This window comes from Gemmatimonadota bacterium, from assembly GCA_009838645.1.
Lineage (GTDB): Bacteria > JAAXHH01 > JAAXHH01 > JAAXHH01 > JAAXHH01 > JAAXHH01.
Genome location: VXRC01000024.1, coordinates 160,339 through 179,203 on the forward strand (window position 1 = coordinate 160,339; position 18,865 = coordinate 179,203).

The window sequence follows — 18,865 nt, forward strand, 5'->3', positions numbered from 1 at the left end:
GCGCGGCTCAGGGCGCCTCGAAGGGCACCTGCTCGCGGGTGCGCAGTTCCATCGGCCGAAGCGCATGGTAGATGAATTCGTTGACCGGCGTGGGCACGTCCGCTTCCCTGCCCATGCGGACCAGCGCGCCGGTCTGGGCCTCCAATTCCGAGAACCGTTCTTCCATGATGTCCCGCTGCATGGAGGCGGTACCGCCGTATTCCACGCTGTCCAGGATGGCCAGGGTCTGGGCCACGATGTCATCGGGGAGGTTGACCCCCAGGGCGGTGGCCACCTGGTGGATCTCCTCCATGGCCGTCTCGAGGAGTCGCCGTGTTCCGGGCTGGCTGCGGACGACACCGATCGGCGCGCGGGTCACGCCGCCGATCCCGCTCCACGAGGCGATGAGAATGTACTTGCGCCACATGGCGGCCTGAATATCCGCCGGCGTGTCGACGATGAGTCCCCTGGTGCCTTCGAAGGCCCGCCGCAGCCGGTCCACCCGTTCGCTGGGCTGGTTGTCCCATTCGCCGAAATTGACGAAGGGTTCGTAGGCGACGTGCCGGATGAGTCCCGGTTCGGCGATGAACGAGACGATTCCGCATACGCCGCCGAGTACGTGACGCCAGCCGAATTCCTTTGCGAGTTGCTCCGGGGTCTCCACCCCGTTTTCCATGGGCAGGATGCAGGTGTCCGGGCCGAGCAGGGGCCGGAGTCCGTCGAGGGCGTCGGGCACCTGCCAGCACTTGACGCAGAGCATGACGACGTCCACGTCGCCGGCCTGCCTGGAATCGCCGAAGGCCTCGATGGAGGGCAGCGTAAAGTCGCCCTTGGTGCTTTCCACGCGGAGACCGTCCCGCTGGAGGGCTTCCAGGTGCTCGCCGCGCGCGATGAAAACGACCTCTTCCCCCGCCTCGGCAAGCCGTCCGCCGTAATAACCGCCTACGCCTCCTGTACCGAATACCGCAATGCGCACATGTGCCTCCGCTGGTCCGGGAATCCCGGTCGATGAATCAATTTCCTTATGACGCCTTCCATATGACGCCGCGCCGGGTCGTTAGCCGCCTTCGACTCCGGTCCGGCTCCGTCAAGCAAGCAGGCCAATATAATGGCATGAAGTTCGGGAGAGCAACTGCTTTTCAAGTGATCCGGCGGGAGACCGCGGCCGGTGAGACGCACGGAGTACAACTCGCTCGTGCCGCTGTGTTCGTCAACCCCCGCCGCGCTCGAGGACGAAGGCTTCCATGGCGTAGTACTGGGGGAAACCGAGCTTGTCGAGACGCCGGGCCGTGTGGGTGTTGCGGTCCTGCACCCGCTCCCAGAATTCCCGGTCGTCGTACGCGCCGGGGAACATGGCGGTGTCCTTCTGGGATTCGTGCCGGAAGATGGCCTGGATCTTGCGCTGGAGGTCTTCGTAGGAAAGGGGAATGAACACGTCCGCCTCGTCCACTTCCCACTCCTGCCAGGCGCCCCGGTAGAGCCACACGTCCGGATCCGTCCTGTCGTAGACGGCGAGGGCCTGGTCGATGACCTCCTTGCACATGCGATGGGTGCCGTGGGGATCGGACAGGTCTCCGGCGACGAAGACGACTTCGGGGCGGATGTCATTGAGCAGATCGAGGACGATCCCCACGTCTTCTTCGCCGATGGGAAGCTTCTTCACCTGGCCGGTCTTGTAGAAGGGCAGGTCCAGGAACCTGGTCTTTTCCGGCGGGATGTCGAGCGTCGAAGCCGCCGCGATGGCTTCGGAACGGCGGATATTGGTCTTGATGACCTGGACTTCGGGGATGTCCACCTGGCCGGCCTGTTTCGTCTCGATGAAAGACCGCACCTTGTCCACGATGCCGTCGAACTTCGCGTGGGTGCATCCCAGGTCCCGGAAGGTCAGGCCGATGAAATCGATGAGCCGTTTCACGTCCTCGTCGAAGACGGCGATATTGCCGCTGGTCATGTAGGCGATGGTGATGTCGTTCCCGGCGCCGGACAGACGGTACAGCGTGCCGCCCATGGAGATGACGTCGTCGTCGGGGTGGGGCGAGAAGCAGATGCACCGCTTGTTGGAGAAGAAGTCCTCGCGGCCGTAGATCTTGGCGCGGACCGCCTCGAAGGTCTTCCGGTTGAGTTCATCGACCGAAGGGACGGTATCGACCAGGGAGTAGAGGTCGCAGGCGTTGTAATCCCTTCGCTGCAGGTGCAACACCGGTTTCTCCACCTGCTCGCACAGCCAGAGCACGGCCCGTTGCGAGAGCTGGTCGGTCCAATCCACCGCGTGATTGTTCAGCCAGGGACGCTTTACCCGGGTCAGTTCGGTGGACGCGGGCGGATCGATGAAGACCGTCGCGTTCGGGTGGTTCTGGAGGTAGCTGGCCGCCACGAGGGGGCTGACTTCGCCCTCCACCGCCTGCCGGATGATGGGCGCCTTGTGTTCGCCCGTGGCCATGAGGATGATGCGTTCCGCGTCGAGGATGGTTCCAACGCCCATGGTCACCGCCTCGATGGGCACGTTGTCCTCGCCGAAGAAATCGGAAGCGGCGTCCTTGCGCGTGCTCTCGTCCAGCCGGATCAGCCGGGTGCGGGTGTTCGGCAGGGAACCCGGCTCGTTGAATCCGATGTGGCCGGTGCGCCCGATGCCCAGGAGCTGGATGCCGATGCCGCCCACGGACCGGATCCGTTCCTCGAACCAGGCGCAGTGATCCTCGATTTCCTCCGGGGCCAGGTCGCCCAGGGGGATGTGGATCTGGTCCGAGGGTATGTCGACGTGGTCGAAGAGATACTCGTGCATGTAGCGGTGATAGCTCTGGGCCGACTGCCGCGACATGGGGTAGTACTCGTCGAGGTTGAAGGTGACGATGTTCTCGAAACTGACGCCGCCGTGGTGCAGCGCGATCAGTTCCCCGTATACGTCGATGGGCGTGGAACCCGTGCAGAGCCCCAGAACGGCCATCTTCCCCGCCTCGGCGCGCGCCTGCGCGTAATCGACGATCTCCCTGGCGACGGTCCGGGAGAGCGCCTTGTGGTCGGGACAGATGGCGACGGGAATGTGTTCGGTGGCAGGATGCATATAACGTTCCGGTCAAACGTCTGACACTGTGTGGCGACGGTTACGCCGTGCGGCGACGGTTACGCCGGGCGGCCACAGTTACGCCGCGGGTTTCTGCCCCGAGGCCATGAAGATCCCTATGCGGGCGAAATCGTCACAGCAGGTCGACTGCACTTCGCAGCAGGTGCCGGCGTCGTCCACGCGGACGTCCCGCAGTCCCGCGGCCTCGAACCAGGTCCTGATATCGGTTCGCTTGAATCCCAGCCAGCGGTCGTGGTGCTCTTCGCGCAGAAACTCGAACTTGTGTTCGTCCGCGTCCGTGATCACCAGTTTCCCTCCCGGTTTCAGGATTCTTGACATTTCCCGGATGGCGTCCGGCGGTGATTCAACGTGATGGAGGCACATGTTGGCGAAGGCGTAGTCGACCGTTTCAGCTTGAACGGGCAGGTCCTCGGCGTTTCCGACGCGATAGTCGATCGCCGGGTGCCCGGCGAATTTCGTCTTCATTTCGTTCAGGATGGCTTCGGACTGGTCGACGGCAATCACCCGCAGCCCTTCCTCGATCAGGCCCTGTGAGATTAACCCTGTGCCGGCGCCGATGTCGGCGGCGACTTTGCCCGCTTCGACCGCGGCGGCCGCCAGGGCGCCCACCCGGACGTCGTCAGAATAATACCCTTCGCGCATTTCGTCCCAGTCCCGGGCGACGCGATCGAAGAAGTCCCTGCTGCTCATCGGCATGCCTTCCTTGTGTGTGCCATGGCTGGCCTGTGTGCCTTGCGTGTACCATCTCGCGTACGCGCAGGCTTGTATTATAATTGCACGCGTTCAATATACATATATTATCAAATTACACGCGAAAGTGTCAATTCCTTCACGAACCCGTGCCCGGACGTTCACGTAACTGACTTGAATAACGGGAGTTATTCATCGTTTCCCATTCCTCATGAGACTATGCCTGGATAGTTTCGTCCCGCCGCTCGAGCGAATCACGAAGGGAACCGCAAGCTGGGTCAGGGAGCTGGGTTTCGACGTCATCGGCGTGGACCTGGAACCGGCCGTGCCGGTCGATGCGAACGCCTGCCGCGCAGTCCGCGAGATCCTCGAGGATGAAGGCGTCTCTATCGGGCAGGTCTGGAGCGTGGGCACGCCGCTCGTGCGTCCGGATCCCGATGAATCCGCGGCTCATCTCGAGGTCCTGCGCGAGCGCGTGCCCCTGGCCGCGGCCCTCGGTTGCCGCGTGCTGCTCACGGAGGCCGGCGGCATGCATCCGGCGAACGCCTGGTATCCCCACCCGGAGAACCACGGCGAAGAAGCGCTGGCGCGTCTCGTCGCGGCGTTGAAGGAGATCGCACCCTTCGCCGCGGACCACGGCGTTATCATCGCGCCGGAGATGTCGCTGATGACGATCCTGTCCACGGTGGCCCGGGCGGAAGCCATGGTCGCGGAAGTCGGCCACCCCGGCGTAGGGGTCAACTTCGATCCCGCCAACATACTGGATCCCCTGTCCCTTTTCGGTTCCGGCGCGTTCGTGGACGATGCCTTCGACCGCCTGGGAGGCCACATCGTGAACGTCCACGCCAAGGATGCGGCGGCCCGGAACGTGCCGCTCATCGTGCACCTCGAGGAACGGCCCGCCGGGCAGGGCGTGCTGGACTACGAGCGCCTGTTGCGCCGCGCGGCATCCCTGCCGGAATGGACGTGCATCGTCGTGGAGCACCTGACCGATTACGGACAGGTGGATGCGGTGAGGCGGTTCCTGGTGGAAACGGCCGAAAAGGCGGGCGTGCGGTTCGAGTAACCGGCCGCGGGTGACCTCCCGGCTCGGGACAGGTTGGTGCGCTGCGCGCTGCCGGCATCATGGGCAACCGGCCGCGGGCGACTCCTACGCGCAGAGCTCGTGGTCTTTGCTCCACCGGTTGAAGGACGGGTTCGGCAGACCGGCGAGGGCGTCCCTGGCATCCAGCCACATCTGGTTCCAGGCCACGGGATCAGTCAGGATACGCTCCGGGTTGGCCTGACTGCGTGCCACGAATCCGGGAAAAGCGCCTCGTCCCGACGCCTGGCCGATGGGGTTGTAGCGCAGGTCGTAGCTCCACCGGATCTCGTTGCTCTTGTTGGGCAGCGACGAGTGGCAGGTGTGCTTGTGCAGGAACAGGACGTCGCCGGGCTTTGTCGGCTGGGGAACGGCCGTGGACCGGTCCTTTACCTTCTCGGGGATTTCGAGACCCCAGATATCGGGGCAGTGGTGAAGCAGCCCGTCGCGGTGGCTTTCGGGGATGACGGCCAGGCATCCCTGGTCGACGGTCGCCTCTTTCAACGAGAACCAGACCGTCAGCATGTCGGTGTCGTCGGCCTCTTTCGTGACGACGCCGTTGTCCTGGTGCCACGGCGAGATGCCGAGTTGAATGCGTCCCGTGTTGGGGTTGATCGGCGTCAGGTGCTCGGGCAGCTTGATGCGCACGTGCTGGACCGGGTTGGAGTAGATCTCCGGACCGATGAAGCACTCCACTGCATCGAGCAGCCGGGGGTTGGTCAGGACGTTGAACACCGCGGGACCGCACCAGAACGGTGTGTCTTCCTTGATATTACCCTGGGGCAGGGTGAAATCGAAATACTGCTGGTGTACCATGCCGCTCTCACCCCAGACTTTCGTGATGCGTTCGCCGAACGGCAGGTCTTCGTACCTGGATTCGATTCTACCGGCCAGGAAGAGCTCTTCCGCCAGTTGATCGAGCACGGTTCCGTACTCCTCGATCACGGGGTCGAGTACAGATTCCTGGTCCAGCAGGCCCCGCACCATCAGGTATCCCTGGTCTTCGAAGAAGGCCATCTGTTCGTCGGAAATGGGTGACATTACAACCTCCCTATCGCCTTTCGCCGGGGTCTGGCGGGTCGTCCGCGTCAGGACGCGTCAACATATAGACAAGAATTCGGCGCGTCAGCGGTATATTCTGGGTGGAACCGGGTTCGACGTTATACTATTCATATTGTATAGTCGGCAAGTATAGTCGGCCGGTCTTATTATAGCGGCCGTTCGGACCGCGCGCAAGGGAAGATGGCTCGCGGTTCTCGATAGCGGTTCCTTAAGTTCGCAACCGGTGTTTGTGTTGGCGGCGCCCGCGTCATGCCCGATCCGCCGCATTGACTGAAAGGTGCCGTTGCCCGTGGCCGAAAACCATCGATCCGGACCGGGACGGGATGATGCGCCGGATGACCGGCAGGAGGTCTTTCAAAGGCTCTTCGACGCGTGGCACGGACGCATCTACCAGACCTGCTTCCGGCTCATGGGACACCCGCAGGAGGCGGAGGACATCACCCAGGACGTTTTCGTACGGGCCATGCAGGCTTACGACCGGTTCCGGGGCGACGCCGACCCGGGCACGTGGCTTTACCGTATCGCGGTGAACCAGTGCCTCAACGTCCGGCGCCGAAAACGCCGGCTGCAGTGGCTGGCCCTGGACTTCTGGAACGAGGGCGTCGACGAGACGACATCGACCGGAGACCGGAGCGGCGGTGTCGAGGACGAACTTCAGCGGACGGACCGGGAGCGCATCGTCGGGAAGGCTATCGACGCGCTCCCCGAACGGCAGCGCACGGCCCTGATCCTCTCCCATTTCGAGCGCATGTCCTACAAGTCCATAGCCGAAACCATGGACTGCACGCCTTCCGCGGTGGAGTCCCTGCTGCACCGGGCCAAGACCAATCTCGCCAGGCGCCTGCGGCCGCACCTGGGCGAGCTGTGATTCGTTCGCGCGGCCCCGCCGCAATACGTGGGCCGGTCCAGTCGCATCGAGTTGCACAAAAAACGAATGGATCGGGCGATCGGGTTGTCTAAGCGAACAGATAGGGACAGTCAGTGAACCGACCGCACCGTCCCACGGACCCACAGGACCATCAACAGGCGGACGAACATCATGAATCAACGGTACTTCGAAGACCGGATCATGCTCTATATCGACGGCGATCTTCCGCCCGATGAAAGGGCCCGGTGCGAAGAGTACCTGCGTTCCCATCCGCGATACCGCGAGCGGGTCGACGCGCTTCGTCAGGCCTGGAATTCGGATAACCTGCTGAACGTGACCGGGCCTACCCTGCGACTGCGTATGCGTTTCGAGGCCGCGCTCCGGGGCGAAGACATCATCGAAACCGGCCCAACAGTGGGGACGCGGATCGCCTGGCTTGCCCGTCCGGCGCTGATGGCCGTTACGCTGGTCGCGGGCATCCTGATCGGGACCTATCTCGGCAGCGGCACCAACGGAGATATGGCGGGGATCGAACCGTTACCCGTGCAAACCGGCGTAGTGGCTTACTCTTTTGCCAATGACCTGCAGGAAATCTCATCCGAGCCGGTGGAACAGGAATTCCTGCTGCTGGACTGGGTCGAAACAGGGGACGATACCGGACGATGAAGAAGAAGCTGATCATATGGGGCGTGGTCCTGCTGACGGTCATCAACCTGGCTTCGCTGGCGACGCGCGCATACCATCGCTGGGGCGACGACGAGCGCCGCAGCCGGGAGGACCGGCGCGAGGCAAGGATGTCCATCACCGAACGGCTCGGCCTCACCGAGGCCCAGGTGGAACAGGTCAGGCAGATGCGGACCGAACTCGGAGATCAACTGACGCCCTACCGGGATGGTTACCGTGAAAAACGGGACCAGTTGTACGATCTGCTCATGGCGCCGGACGTCGACCGCGGGGAGATCGACCGGGTCAAGGCGCAGATGGATTCGCTCCAGGCGGAGCGGGAAGCCATCGTCTTCGACTACATCGTGGCGCACAAGGAAGTGCTTACCCCGGAGCAGCAGACGGAATTCTTCACCATGATCAAGGAGCGGTTCCGAAGCGGATACCGTCGTAGATAGCGGGGCCGGCCGCGTGTGTGCCCGGGAAAGCCTGGAGGGCGTCGGAAAAAACCCGCGGCGCAGCTGGGAAAACGTTGAAACCGGATTGTGAAGGATCTACCATCGGAGGAGCAGTTCATGTTCAAGCGGCTTGGGATAAGTAAACTGGCGTACTGGCCCGTTGTGCTGGCGATCGCAGGCGTCCTCGCCTGCGGCGGCGGCGAGGAGGAGTCGGAAGACGCGGCGCAGAATCAGCGCGGCGGCCGGCCCGGGATGGGCGCCATGGCGCGTACCGGCGCTTCCATACCGGTGGAGGTGAAGACCGTGGGCCGCGGCAACATCGCCGCGACGCTGCTGACCTACACGTCCCTCGAGGCGGAGCGGCACGTGGACGTGGTCTCGCGCACGCAGGGGCTCGTGAAGTCGATCCTGGTCGAGGAGGGAGACCGGGTGACGGAGGGGCAGCCGCTGGCCCAGCTCGACACCGACGCGCTGGAATTGACGCTCAGGGAGCGGGAAGTGAACATGAACAGCCTGGAATCGAACTACAAGCGGTCCCAGGAACTGTTGGAGCAGGAGCTGCTCAGCAGCCAGGAATTCGAACAGACCAAGTTCCAGTACGAGGCCGCCGCGACCCAGTACGAGTCGGCGAAGCTTCAACTGGCATACGCCACGATCCGCAGCCCTTTCTCCGGCATCGTCACGGAGCGGTTGGTCGAGGTGGGCAACCTGGTGAATGCGAATGACGTGGTATTCCGGACGGCGGATCTCGATCCGCTGCTCGCCCGCATTCACGTGCCCGAGAAGGACATCGGACAGGTTCGGCCGGGGCAGTCGGTGCGTATCAACGTGGAAGGGTCTGACCAGACTCACACGGGCCGGGTCGCTCTGATCAGTCCCATCGTGGATCCCGAGAGCGGCACGGTCAAGGTCACGGTGGAAATCCGGGACCGGATGGGCACGTTGAGACCGGGCATGTTTACGACGGTGAACCTGGTGATCGCGATCCAGGATAACGTGCTGCAGGTCGAGAAGAAGGCCCTGGTAGCCGAGGCCGAGGGATCCTACGCCTTCCTGTTCCAGGACGGCACGGCAGAAAAACGGCTCCTTGAGATCGGCATCGCGGAAGGGGATTACGTGGAGGTGCTGTCGGGTCTGTCCGACGGCGACTCCATCATCACCGTGGGCCAGGAGGGACTCCGAAACGGCGCGCCCGTCCGCATCGCGGGACAGATACCGCCCGCCGCGGAAGGCATGGGCGGTGGACCGGCGGGCATGGGCGGTTCAGCCGGTGAAGCGTCCCAGGCGCCCTCCGCGCGGCCGGCGAGCGCAGGAGAAGGAACCGGCGGGTCCGGCAGGCCCGGCATGGCCGGCGCGAACCAAGGCGGCGGACAGCCAGGCGGGATGGGCGGCGGACGCATGATGGCCATGGACCTCGACCAGATGAAGGAGCGGATGTTCCAGAACCCGGACATCAAGGCGGCTTATGACAAGCAGGTGGAAGAAGATCCGAGCTTCGCGGAAGACGAAGAAAGGCAACGTACGTTCCTTATCCAGCAGATGCGCCAGATGCGTGCGCAGCGCGGAGGGGGACGGCAGCAGTAACATGTACGCTCTATCAACTTTCACATTCGTGGGAGGTGAGTTATGCGTTGTTTGATCATTGCACTCATATTGGTGATTGCGTTACCGGCCGCGGCCCAGGACGATCAGAAACTCGAGGAACTGATCCAGCGGTCCCTGACCTTGGAAAGCCCCGATCCGGCCAAGCTGGAAGAGGTCGAAAAACAGTTTCGGACCGCCTATGCGAAACTGCACGAACTGTGCAACTGCGAACCGGCCGATATAGGCGAGGTGCTGGCCACTGCATGGGATGAAGTGCGGAAGGCGGAATTCAAGGACGGTTTCCTCGAGACGGTCGAGATGTTTCAACTGACGCTGGACGGCGTTCGCGGCGAGCTGGATTCGGCCGGCGCATACACGCCGTCGCTTCAGATATGTCAGCAGTATGCAGACCTCTACGTCTCCGCCCGCCGCGAGGCGCCGACCATGGATGACGCGCGAAAGGCGCTGGTCGAGATGATTCACAATCTGATCGGCGACGAGCATTGAAACGAAAGGTAACACGGTAAAGGATTCATGAAAATTATCGGTTTCTCCATCGGCAGGCCCGTGACGATCATCATGCTGATGACAGCGATGCTGCTCTTCGGCACCATCGCCTTCTCGCGGTTGCCCATCAATCTGCTCCCGGACATCACGTACCCGACCCTGACGGTGCGCACCGAGTATGTCGGCGCCGCGCCGAACGAGATCGAAAACCTCATCTCCGAGCCCATCGAAGAGGCGGTGGGCGTGGTGACCGGCGTGGTACGCGTCAGCTCCATTTCCCGCCCCGAGCGGTCCGACGTCATCCTGGAGTTCGAGTGGGGCACCAACATGGATTTCGCCAGCCTGAACGTGCGGGAGAAGATCGACCTGCTCAACCTGCCCCAGGCGGCGGAGAAACCCATCCTCCTCCGATTCGACCCGAGCCTCGATCCCATCCTGCGCATCGCGCTGTCCGGCAACGAAAGCCTCACCGCCCTGCGGATCATGGCGGAAGAGGAGATCAAGCGCGAGCTGGAAGCCCTCGAGGGCGTCGCCGCCGTCAAGATCAGCGGCGGCCTGGAAGAGGAGATCCACGTGGAACTGAACGAGTCCCGGCTGGCCAGCCTCGGCATACCCATCACCCAGGTGGCCACCCGGCTCGAGCAGGAGAACGTCAATCTCGCGGGCGGCACCATCAAGGACGGCGAGACGGAATACCTGGTGCGCATCCTGAACGAGTTCCAGGCCGTGGACGAGATCGGCGACATCATCGTCGGGCAGGTCAACACCGTGCCCATCCTGCTATCCGACGTCGCCTCCGTTACGAAAAGTCACAAGGAACGCAAGCTTTCCGCCCGGATCAACGGCCGGGAGAGCATCGAGATCGCCATCTACAAGGAAGCCGGGACCAATACGATCCAGGTGGGCGAGGTGGTCAAGAACCGGCTGAACTCGGTGCGGGAGACCGTGGCTGGACTCACCTCCGGGGTGAACCTGGAGGTCGTCTTCGACCAGTCGATCTTCATCCAGCAGTCGGTGGACGAGGTGCTCAAGACGGCCATGTACGGCGGTATCCTCGCCATCCTGGTCCTGTACCTTTTCCTGCGCAGCTCGAGCAGTCTCATCATCGGGGTTTCCATCCCCATCTCGGTGGTCACCACCTTTTTCTTCCTCTACGCCTTTGACGTTTCGCTCAACATCATGTCCCTCGGCGGCCTGGCCCTGGGGGTCGGGATGCTGGTGGACAACTCCATCGTGGTCCTGGAAGGCATCGACCGGCACCGGAGGCGAGGGGGCGACCAGCCCGTTGCGGAGCGGGTGCGCCTCGGCGCGTCCGAGGTTGGACAGGCCGTCGTAGCCGCAACGCTGACCACGGTGTGCGTGTTCGTGCCCATCGTCTTCGTGGAAGGCATCGCCGGGCAGTTGTTCCGGGACCTGGCGCTGGCCGTTACCTTTTCGCTCATCGTGGCCACCCTGGTGGCCGTCACCCTGATCCCGGTCATATCGTCGATCCTGCACCGCGACCGGGAAGCGCTCGCGGCCGACGGAGACGACCTGTCCGCGAAGGAACCGACCACGGCGATGGGCAGGATCCGGTCCGTGATCGGGACCGTCTGGACCGTATTCTCCCGTGGGCTGGGATACATCGTAACCGGCGTATTCTACCTCGTCAGGTGGGTGCTCTTCTCGGTCTGGGGACTGGTGCGCGTCGTGCTCTGGCCTGCGGGCTGGCTGTTCGACCGTATCTTCCCGATCATCCGCCGGGCCTACCCGCCTTTCCTGCGCTGGGCCCTGGCCAACCGCGTGCTTACGCTGTTTACCGGGACCGCCCTGCTGGCGGGCTCCCTTTATGTCGTCCCCACGATCGGCATCGAGCTGATCCCCCAGATGAGCCAGGGCGAGTTTTTCGTCAACGTGAAGCTGCCCGTGGGCACGCCGCTGCCCGTAACCGAGGACGCGTTGAATCGCATGTCGGAGATCGCCGGGGACTACCCTGAAGTAAGCACGGTGTACGTGCTGGCGGGAACCATGGGTCAATCCGGCGGAAACGCGGGCGAGGAGCGGGAGAACATCGGCCAGTTGCACATCCGGCTGGAACCAGGCCTACGCGGCGCGGTGGAAGAGGACGTCATGAACCGCCTGCGGGACAGCTTCGCGCCCATTCCGGGCATCGAAGCGCCCGAGTTCGCCCGTCCCGCGCTCTTCAGCTTCAAGAACCCGGTGGAGGTGGAAGTCAGCGGGTACAACCTCACCCGTCTCACGGAAGTCTCCGAGGAACTCGCGGCGGAGATGTCCACGGTACCCGGCCTGACCGACGTGAAAGCCAGCATGGAGGGCGGGAATCCCGAAGTGCAGATCCTCTTCGACCGCCGGAAGCTCGCCAACCTGGGACTCAATCTGGGCACGGTCACCCAGATCGTGCAGAACAAGGTCCAGGGCAACGTGGCCACGGAGCTCACCCGCCGCGACCGGAAGATCGACATCCGCGTGTGGGCGGAGGACGAGACCCGGCTGAGCCTGGACGCCATACGGCGGCTCGTGGTGAACCCGGAGGGCACGGTGCCGGTGCCGCTGGCGGCCGTGGCGGAAGTCCGCGTCGCCCAGGGTCCGAGCGAGATCCGGCGGGTCAACCAGCAGCGGGTGGCCATCGTGTCCGCGGGTCTTACGGAACGTTCGCTCGGTGACGCGGCCGAAGACATCCAGGGAATTATAGACGGCTTCATGCTGCCCATCGATTTTGTGGTGGGTATCAAGGGGCAGAACGAGGAAATGCAGGTGGCCTTCGCAAGCCTGCAGTTCGCCATTCTGCTCTCGATCTTTCTCGTCTACCTGGTCATGGCGTCCCAGTTCGAATCGTTGCTCCATCCCTTCGTGATCATGTTCACTTTCCCCTTCTCGATCATCGGCGTGGTCGCGACGCTGGTGCTCACGGGCCAGACGATCAGCGTCGTCGTGCTGATCGGGGTGATCATGCTTACCGGGATCGTGGTGAACAACGCCATCGTACTGGTGGACTATATCAACCAGCTGCGACGCAGGGGCACGGAACTGCAGGAGGCCATCGTCGAGGCGGCGCAGACGCGCCTCTGGCCCATTATGATGACGACGGCGACCACGGTCCTCGGTCTGCTTCCGATGGCCATCGGCGTCGGTGAAGGCGCCGAGTTGCGCGCGCCCATGGCCATCACCGTGATCGGCGGCCTGATCGCCGGAACGATGGTGACGCTGGTCCTGGTGCCGCTCATCTACATGACGATCGAGTCGGCCATGGCAAGAGTGTACGGGCTGTTTACAAGAACCGCCGGGCAACCGGTGTCCCAGGAGGTGGTAGAAGCATGAGCATTGCCGAATTTTCCGTAAACCGACCGGTGACGACGATCATGATCATCGTCAGTGTCGTCACCCTGGGCATGATTTCCTATACCAAGCTGCCGCTGATGTTCCTGCCGGACATGTCCTTCCCGTCCCTGAACGTCAGCGTGCCGTATCCTTCCTCGTCGCCCGAGGAAGTGGAACGGCTGATCACGCGGCCGCTGGAGGACGCCTTCGGCACACTGAGCAACATGAAGAGCATGGAGTCCCGTTCCAACGACGACAACGCGCGGGTCCGCATCGAGTTCGAGACGGGGACGGACATGAACATGGCGGCCATGGAGGTCCGGGACCGGATCGACCAGGTCCGGGGTGAACTGCCCGACGACGTCGAACGCATAACCATCCGGCGCTGGAACCCGAACGATATGCCCATCTACAACTTCAGCGTCGCATGGAGCGGGGACCCCGCCGAGTTCTACAACATCGTCACCAAGGTGATCCAGCCGCGCATCCAGCGCGTGGACGGCGTGGCGAACGTTGAAATCAGCGGGATGATCGACAAGCAGTTGCTCGTGCACGTGGACAGCGAGAAGCTGCAGTCCCACAACCTCGATCTGTTCAATCTCAGCCAGACCCTGACGCAGAACAACGTCACCATGACGGCCGGGACCGTCACCGAGGGCGGGAAGAAGTACTCGGTGCGTTCCGTGAACGAGTACCGGGCCGCCGAAGAGGTGGCGAACCTGCCCATACCGGGCACGACCCTTTCGCTCCGCGACGTGGCGGAGGTAAAGTACGACTATCCGGAAGACAACAGTTTCCAGCGCCTGAACGGGGTCGACGCGGTCACGATCCGGGTGTACAAGACGTCTACAGCCAACATCGTGGACGTGGCGCAGCGCACCCAGTCCGTGCTGGACGAACTCGTGACGCAGCCCCAGTTCGCGGACCTTGAAACGCGGGTCTTCTTCGACCAGTCGCAGAGCATATCGGACCGGCTTTCGGACCTGCGGAACACGGGACTGCTGGGTGGCATGCTGGCCGTCATCGTGCTGTTCCTCTTCTTGCGGAACGTGCGGAGCACCATGATCATCGGCCTGGCGATCCCCATATCGATCATCTGCACCTTCACCTTCATGTACCTGCTGCGCCAGGGCGCCGGGTCCACGGTTTCCATCAACCTGATCTCGCTCATGGGCCTGATGCTGGCGGTAGGCATGCTCGTGGACGCGGCCGTCGTGGTGCTCGAGAGCATCTACCGGCATCGCCAGGAGGGCAACCTGCCGGCTCGGATCGCGGCTGTCGTGGGTACCCGCGAGGTAACCATGGCCATCATCGCGGCCACGGCGACGACTCTTTGCGTGTTCATGCCCCTGGTCTTCCTGGGCGGCGGCAGCCGGTTCATGCTCTTCATGAAGGACTTCGTCGTCACCTTCTGCATCGTCATGGTCGCGGCCGTCTTCATCGCGCTGACGCTCATACCGCTGGTATCGTCGAGGCTGTTCAACCGGCCGTTGGGCAAGCCCTCGGCGTTCTTCGCGAGGCTGTCGGGCTTGTACACGACGGTCCTGGCCTGGAACCTCAAGCACCGTTTCGTCACGGTAGTTTCCTTCGCCGCGATCCTCTACGGCAGCTACTGGCTGTACCAGAACATCGAGACGGAGTTCCAGCCCATGGCGCCGACGCGGGACATCGCGATAGCCGCGGACCTGCCGGGCAGCTACAACATCGAGGACGTCAAGGCCGTATTCACGGACGTGGAGACGCTCCTGCTGGACCGCAAGGAGGACTTCCACATCGAATCCATTTCGTCCTACGGCAGCCTGCGCCGGGCCAATATCCGCATCGTGCTGACTCCGCCGGAGGAGCGGCAGGAGTCGGCCACGCAGCTTCAGACCCGGATCACCAGGGCGCTGCCTGAAATCGCCGGCGTACAGTGGAGACCCGGTCGCATGCGGCGTTACGGCGGCGGGCAGTCGGGTGTGGACGTCGAGCTGAAGGGCGACAACATGGCGGTGCTTTCCAACATCGCCCAGGATATCCGGACCCGGATGGAGGTCATCCCGGGCCTCAAGGACGTGGATACCAGCCTGGAGCGGGGCGACGAAGAGATCCAGGTACAGGTCGACCGGGCCGTGGCGCAGACGTACGGGATCTCGCCGAGGCAGGCTGCCCGTACGGTACAGGCGGCGCTGAGCAGCCGGGCGCGGGGCAAATTCAAGGCCGACGACCGCGAGGTGGATATCCTGCTGCACCTCGAGGAAGAGGACCGCGCCAGCATGCAGAAGCTGCAGAACATGACGTTCGAGCGGGCCGAAGGCGGCATGATCCCCGTGGGGAACCTGGCCAGTTTCTCCAGGCAGAAGGGACCCGACGCCATCGAGCGGAAGGACCGGGAATCACAAGTTGAAGTGGGCGGAAACACGACAGGGCCGGGCACGCGTGCCATAAACACCCAGGTGACGGAGATGATGGAAAGCATTGAACTGCCGCCGGGCTATTCGTGGAACATGGGGCGCAATTTCAACATGATGCGGGAGTCCCAGGGCGAGTTCCTCTTCGCCATCATGCTGTCCGTGGTCCTGATCTACCTGATCATGGCGGCCATATCGGAGTCCTTCATCCAGCCCTTCACGATCCTGTTGTCGGTGCTCTGCGGACTGGTGGGCGCCTTCATCGTGTTCTACCTGTCGGGGACGACGCTGAACACGAACTCGTACCTCGGGGTCATCGTGCTATCCGGACTGGCGGTCAACAATGCCATTGTGCTCATCGACCACGTGAACCATTTGCGCCGGGAGGGGATGACCCGCACGGAGGCCCTGCTCCTGGGCGGCCGGCACCGGTTGCGGCCGATCCTGATGACGTCGCTGACGACCATCTTCGGCCTGCTGCCCATGGTGGCCCCACTCCTCTTCCCCGAGTTCTTCGGTCCCGTGGAAGATCGCGGCGCCAACCAGTGGGGCCCGGTCAGCCTGGCCCTGGTGGGCGGCCTGACCACTTCCGGCATCCTGACGCTCATCCTGCTGCCGACGGTCTACACCATCTTCGAGGACCTGAGCAACTGGGTCACGTCGAGCGTCAAGCGGGCCTGGGCGTAGGAAAGGTAGGGTTGGCCGGAAGGGCAGCGCACTCGATACGAGGTTAGCATGAAAAACGCCCGTCTCCGGGAACGATCATTCCGGAGACGGGCATTTTTTGTGACCTCTTCAGGAAGAAGCATAGAGCGCGCTGTTCGCCGCAAGCCGTCCCGGTCTAGCCACCGTTCATGCGATCCCGCAGCAAAGCCACCACCTCCCCGTGGCCTTCCTTCTCGGCACCGTAGAGCGGTTGGGCCCAGACCGACTCGGCCGGTACGGTCGGATTGGCGCCCTGGCCCAGCAGGAAACGCACCATTTCCGTCTTCCCGCTGCGCGCCGCTGCCGCCAGGGGTGTTCCCCCGTATTCGAGCTCGATCGCATCGATGTCGGCACCGAGTTCCAGGAAAGCACGAGCCGCCGCGACATCGCCCTTTTCGGCACAGCCGTGCAGAAAGGTCCGGCCGATCCAGTTGGCGCGGCACAGGTCGAGGCCGTGGCCGGCCAGGGTGCGGATCATATCGGGATCCGAGGGGTAGTTTCCACCCCATATGTCCGTCAGACGGAAAAGATCGCCGACGTCCGGCGTGTTTTCCAGAAAGACGTTGATGAGTTCGGCATTGTTCCGTCCCATTAACTCATGCAGAAACTGAGGATGCGAAACGACGGCTCCTCCCTCGCGCACGGCCCGTTCCAGTTCCGAATCGTCCACCATGGCAAAGGGCGGCGTCACGGCGCCATACTCGTGCAACATGGCCTGCATCCGATGGCCGTCTGTGCCATGATTGTACTCGACAGTAGTCAAACAAGATCCGGATGAGTCCACCTCGGCGTTTGGATCGGCACCGCGTTCGAGCAGCAGTTTCGCCGTCTCAATGTGGTTGCCCGAGCAGGCGCCGAACAGTGCCCCGCCGCGCGGTGCGTTTTCTTCCGGCAGGTTGGGGTCGGCACCCAGGTCCAGCAGTTTTTCGACGATCTGTGTGTGTCCCCTGCCAGCGGCATAGGCAAGCGGACTGCGTCTGCCGGCATCGAGCGTGCGGGCCAGGACCGGGTTGGACGCCAGTACCGCATCGACCCGGTTCTCATCGCCGGCCGCACAGGCGACGCTCAGGGCGTATTCCGCGCCGCAGGCGAGAAGGTGCCGCGTGATGACCCAGGTATCTTTCGGGGCCTCCGCCGGCAGATCGCGCGATCGGAACCAGTAGTCCCCGTTGAGTGAGACCAGCAGTGGGGTCTGGCCGTCGGCGCGGCGGGCTTCCAGGTTGGCGCCCCGCGCGACGAAGAGATTCACCAGGTCGTTCTGCCGCGTGATCACCGCCCAGTGCAGGGGGCCGTTGCCCAATGCGTCTGATGCGTGTATCAAGTTGGCCCGGGCGGCCAGCACCACCTCCACACGCGCATGGTCACGGCTTTTTATCGCGTCCGCCAGCTCCTCGAAAGCTGGATCGTACCCGAATCGTTCCCGCATCGCCGCCTCGAGCAGCGCCTGTACACTGTTGAAGCCGCGCTCCTGCGAGATGTCCAGCAGCTTGTCCCACGAATTGTACGTATATCGCGACTGGCCCGGGTCGGCACCGGCCTGCAACAGCAGTTGGACCACCTCGGCATGGCCCTCGCGCACTGCCATGTGGATGGGAAACTGATACCAGTACTGGGCATTGACCAGCATGGGGTCGCGGTCCAGCATCGCGCTGACCCGCGCCAGGTCGCCTGCTCCGCTGGCGCAAAACAACGCCCAGGCCTGGTGGCCGTCTACGGCTTCGATCCCATACTGGTAGCGTTCGGTCTTCAGGTCATCGGGCTGGAGCAGACTTGCGATCCGTTGCGCGAAGCGATCGTCGCGCGAGGGTGCCTGTCCAGGTATTTCCCTTTCAGCCATTTTCATCATCTCCTTTCGTAGCCGTTTGCGAGCCGATCGCAGCCGGTTGTTGACCGTCGACGCCGACAGGCCCAAAAACGAGCCGACTTCCCGGTGCGAATACGTCGAAATGTAGAACAGCAGGACCGACATGCGCTCTTCGTCGGGCAACCGGCCTATCGCGGCCATGACCCGGGTTTTCTCATCACGCGACTCCAGTTCCTCTCCCGGGTCGGCCGTCACCAGCGATCCCACCGTCGCCAGCGATTGAGCCGCCACCAGCGTTTCCGCCGCCGCGTGTTCGATGGCCGCAGCATGCTCGATCGCGACGGGTTGCCGCTTGCGCAATACACGGCTGCAGCGCATGAAGACGATCCGCTTGAACCATCCTGGAAACGCAGCCGGTTCGTGCAGGCGCGGCAGTTCGGTCCAGGCGCCGACGAAGGCCTCCTGTGCGGCGTCTTCGGCCAGGTGGAAATCGCCCAGCAGGGCGGAGGCGTAGCCCACCGCCATGTCCTGGAACCGGAGGACGATGTCGTCGTAGGCCGCGCGGTCGCCGGTCTGGGCACGGACGACCAGTGAAGAGAGATTGGATTCGCTCATAGGCATTCACCCATAAGCACCGGCGACGAGGTTGTTCTGGTAGGTTTTTTCGAATTGGC

At 63.3% G+C, this 18,865-nt stretch carries 13 protein-coding genes; 8 read left to right on the top strand and 5 right to left on the bottom strand.

Annotation, left to right across the window (positions count from 1 at the left end; all coding sequences use genetic code 11):
- Positions 1-7 precede the first annotated feature (7 nt).
- The 3 genes from F4Y38_07185 to F4Y38_07195 form a co-directional block, all read right to left on the bottom strand.
- Positions 8-955 (bottom strand): 2-dehydropantoate 2-reductase, encoded by a 948-nt coding sequence (locus tag F4Y38_07185; GenBank protein ID MXY49072.1) that lies wholly within the window; start codon positions 953-955, stop codon positions 8-10.
- A gap of 234 nt (positions 956-1,189) precedes the next feature.
- A complete protein-coding gene (gene nagB / locus F4Y38_07190) occupies positions 1,190-3,040 on the bottom strand; it encodes a glucosamine-6-phosphate deaminase (GenBank protein MXY49073.1) in 1,851 nt (616 codons plus the stop codon).
- A 78-nt stretch (positions 3,041-3,118) separates the two neighbouring features.
- The gene (locus F4Y38_07195; GenBank protein MXY49074.1) at positions 3,119-3,751 is read right to left on the bottom strand and encodes a class I SAM-dependent methyltransferase; all 633 of its coding nucleotides are present in this window, start codon (positions 3,749-3,751) and stop codon (positions 3,119-3,121) included.
- 211 nt (positions 3,752-3,962) lie between these two features.
- Between F4Y38_07195 and F4Y38_07200 the strand changes: the two genes are divergently transcribed.
- On the top strand, positions 3,963-4,817 hold the full coding sequence (locus tag F4Y38_07200; GenBank protein MXY49075.1) for a TIM barrel protein: 855 nt from the start codon (positions 3,963-3,965) through the stop codon (positions 4,815-4,817).
- An 84-nt stretch (positions 4,818-4,901) separates the two neighbouring features.
- On the opposite strand, the gene F4Y38_07205 is transcribed toward F4Y38_07200, so the two are convergent.
- On the bottom strand, positions 4,902-5,873 hold the full coding sequence (locus F4Y38_07205; GenBank protein MXY49076.1) for a phytanoyl-CoA dioxygenase family protein: 972 nt from the start codon (positions 5,871-5,873) through the stop codon (positions 4,902-4,904).
- 298 nt (positions 5,874-6,171) lie between these two features.
- Between F4Y38_07205 and F4Y38_07210 the strand changes: the two genes are divergently transcribed.
- The 7 genes from F4Y38_07210 (at position 6,172) to F4Y38_07240 (ending at position 16,369) form a co-directional block, all read left to right on the top strand.
- Positions 6,172-6,762, top strand: coding sequence for a sigma-70 family RNA polymerase sigma factor (locus F4Y38_07210; protein MXY49077.1), 591 nt, complete (start codon positions 6,172-6,174; stop codon positions 6,760-6,762).
- A gap of 171 nt (positions 6,763-6,933) precedes the next feature.
- Positions 6,934-7,428 carry a hypothetical protein gene (locus F4Y38_07215; protein ID MXY49078.1) on the top strand — a complete coding sequence of 165 codons (495 nt, stop codon included), beginning with the start codon at positions 6,934-6,936 and terminating at the stop codon, positions 7,426-7,428.
- Positions 7,425-7,883 carry a periplasmic heavy metal sensor gene (locus F4Y38_07220; protein ID MXY49079.1) on the top strand — a complete coding sequence of 153 codons (459 nt, stop codon included), beginning with the start codon at positions 7,425-7,427 and terminating at the stop codon, positions 7,881-7,883. Before F4Y38_07215 ends, F4Y38_07220 begins: the two co-directional genes overlap by 4 nt.
- A gap of 117 nt (positions 7,884-8,000) precedes the next feature.
- Positions 8,001-9,467, top strand: a complete 1,467-nt coding sequence (locus F4Y38_07225) for an efflux RND transporter periplasmic adaptor subunit (GenBank protein MXY49080.1) — start codon at positions 8,001-8,003, stop codon at positions 9,465-9,467.
- A gap of 42 nt (positions 9,468-9,509) precedes the next feature.
- Positions 9,510-9,974: a hypothetical protein gene (locus tag F4Y38_07230; GenBank protein ID MXY49081.1), complete on the top strand. Its 465-nt coding sequence runs from the start codon at positions 9,510-9,512 to the stop codon at positions 9,972-9,974.
- A 27-nt stretch (positions 9,975-10,001) separates the two neighbouring features.
- Entirely contained in the window at positions 10,002-13,292 is a 3,291-nt protein-coding gene (locus F4Y38_07235; GenBank protein MXY49082.1) for an efflux RND transporter permease subunit, read from the top strand.
- The gene (locus F4Y38_07240) at positions 13,289-16,369 is read left to right on the top strand and encodes an efflux RND transporter permease subunit (GenBank protein ID MXY49083.1); all 3,081 of its coding nucleotides are present in this window, start codon (positions 13,289-13,291) and stop codon (positions 16,367-16,369) included. Before F4Y38_07235 ends, F4Y38_07240 begins: the two co-directional genes overlap by 4 nt.
- A gap of 154 nt (positions 16,370-16,523) precedes the next feature.
- On the opposite strand, the gene F4Y38_07245 is transcribed toward F4Y38_07240, so the two are convergent.
- The gene (locus F4Y38_07245; GenBank protein MXY49084.1) at positions 16,524-18,812 is read right to left on the bottom strand and encodes a sigma-70 family RNA polymerase sigma factor; all 2,289 of its coding nucleotides are present in this window, start codon (positions 18,810-18,812) and stop codon (positions 16,524-16,526) included.
- Positions 18,813-18,865 lie beyond the last annotated feature (53 nt).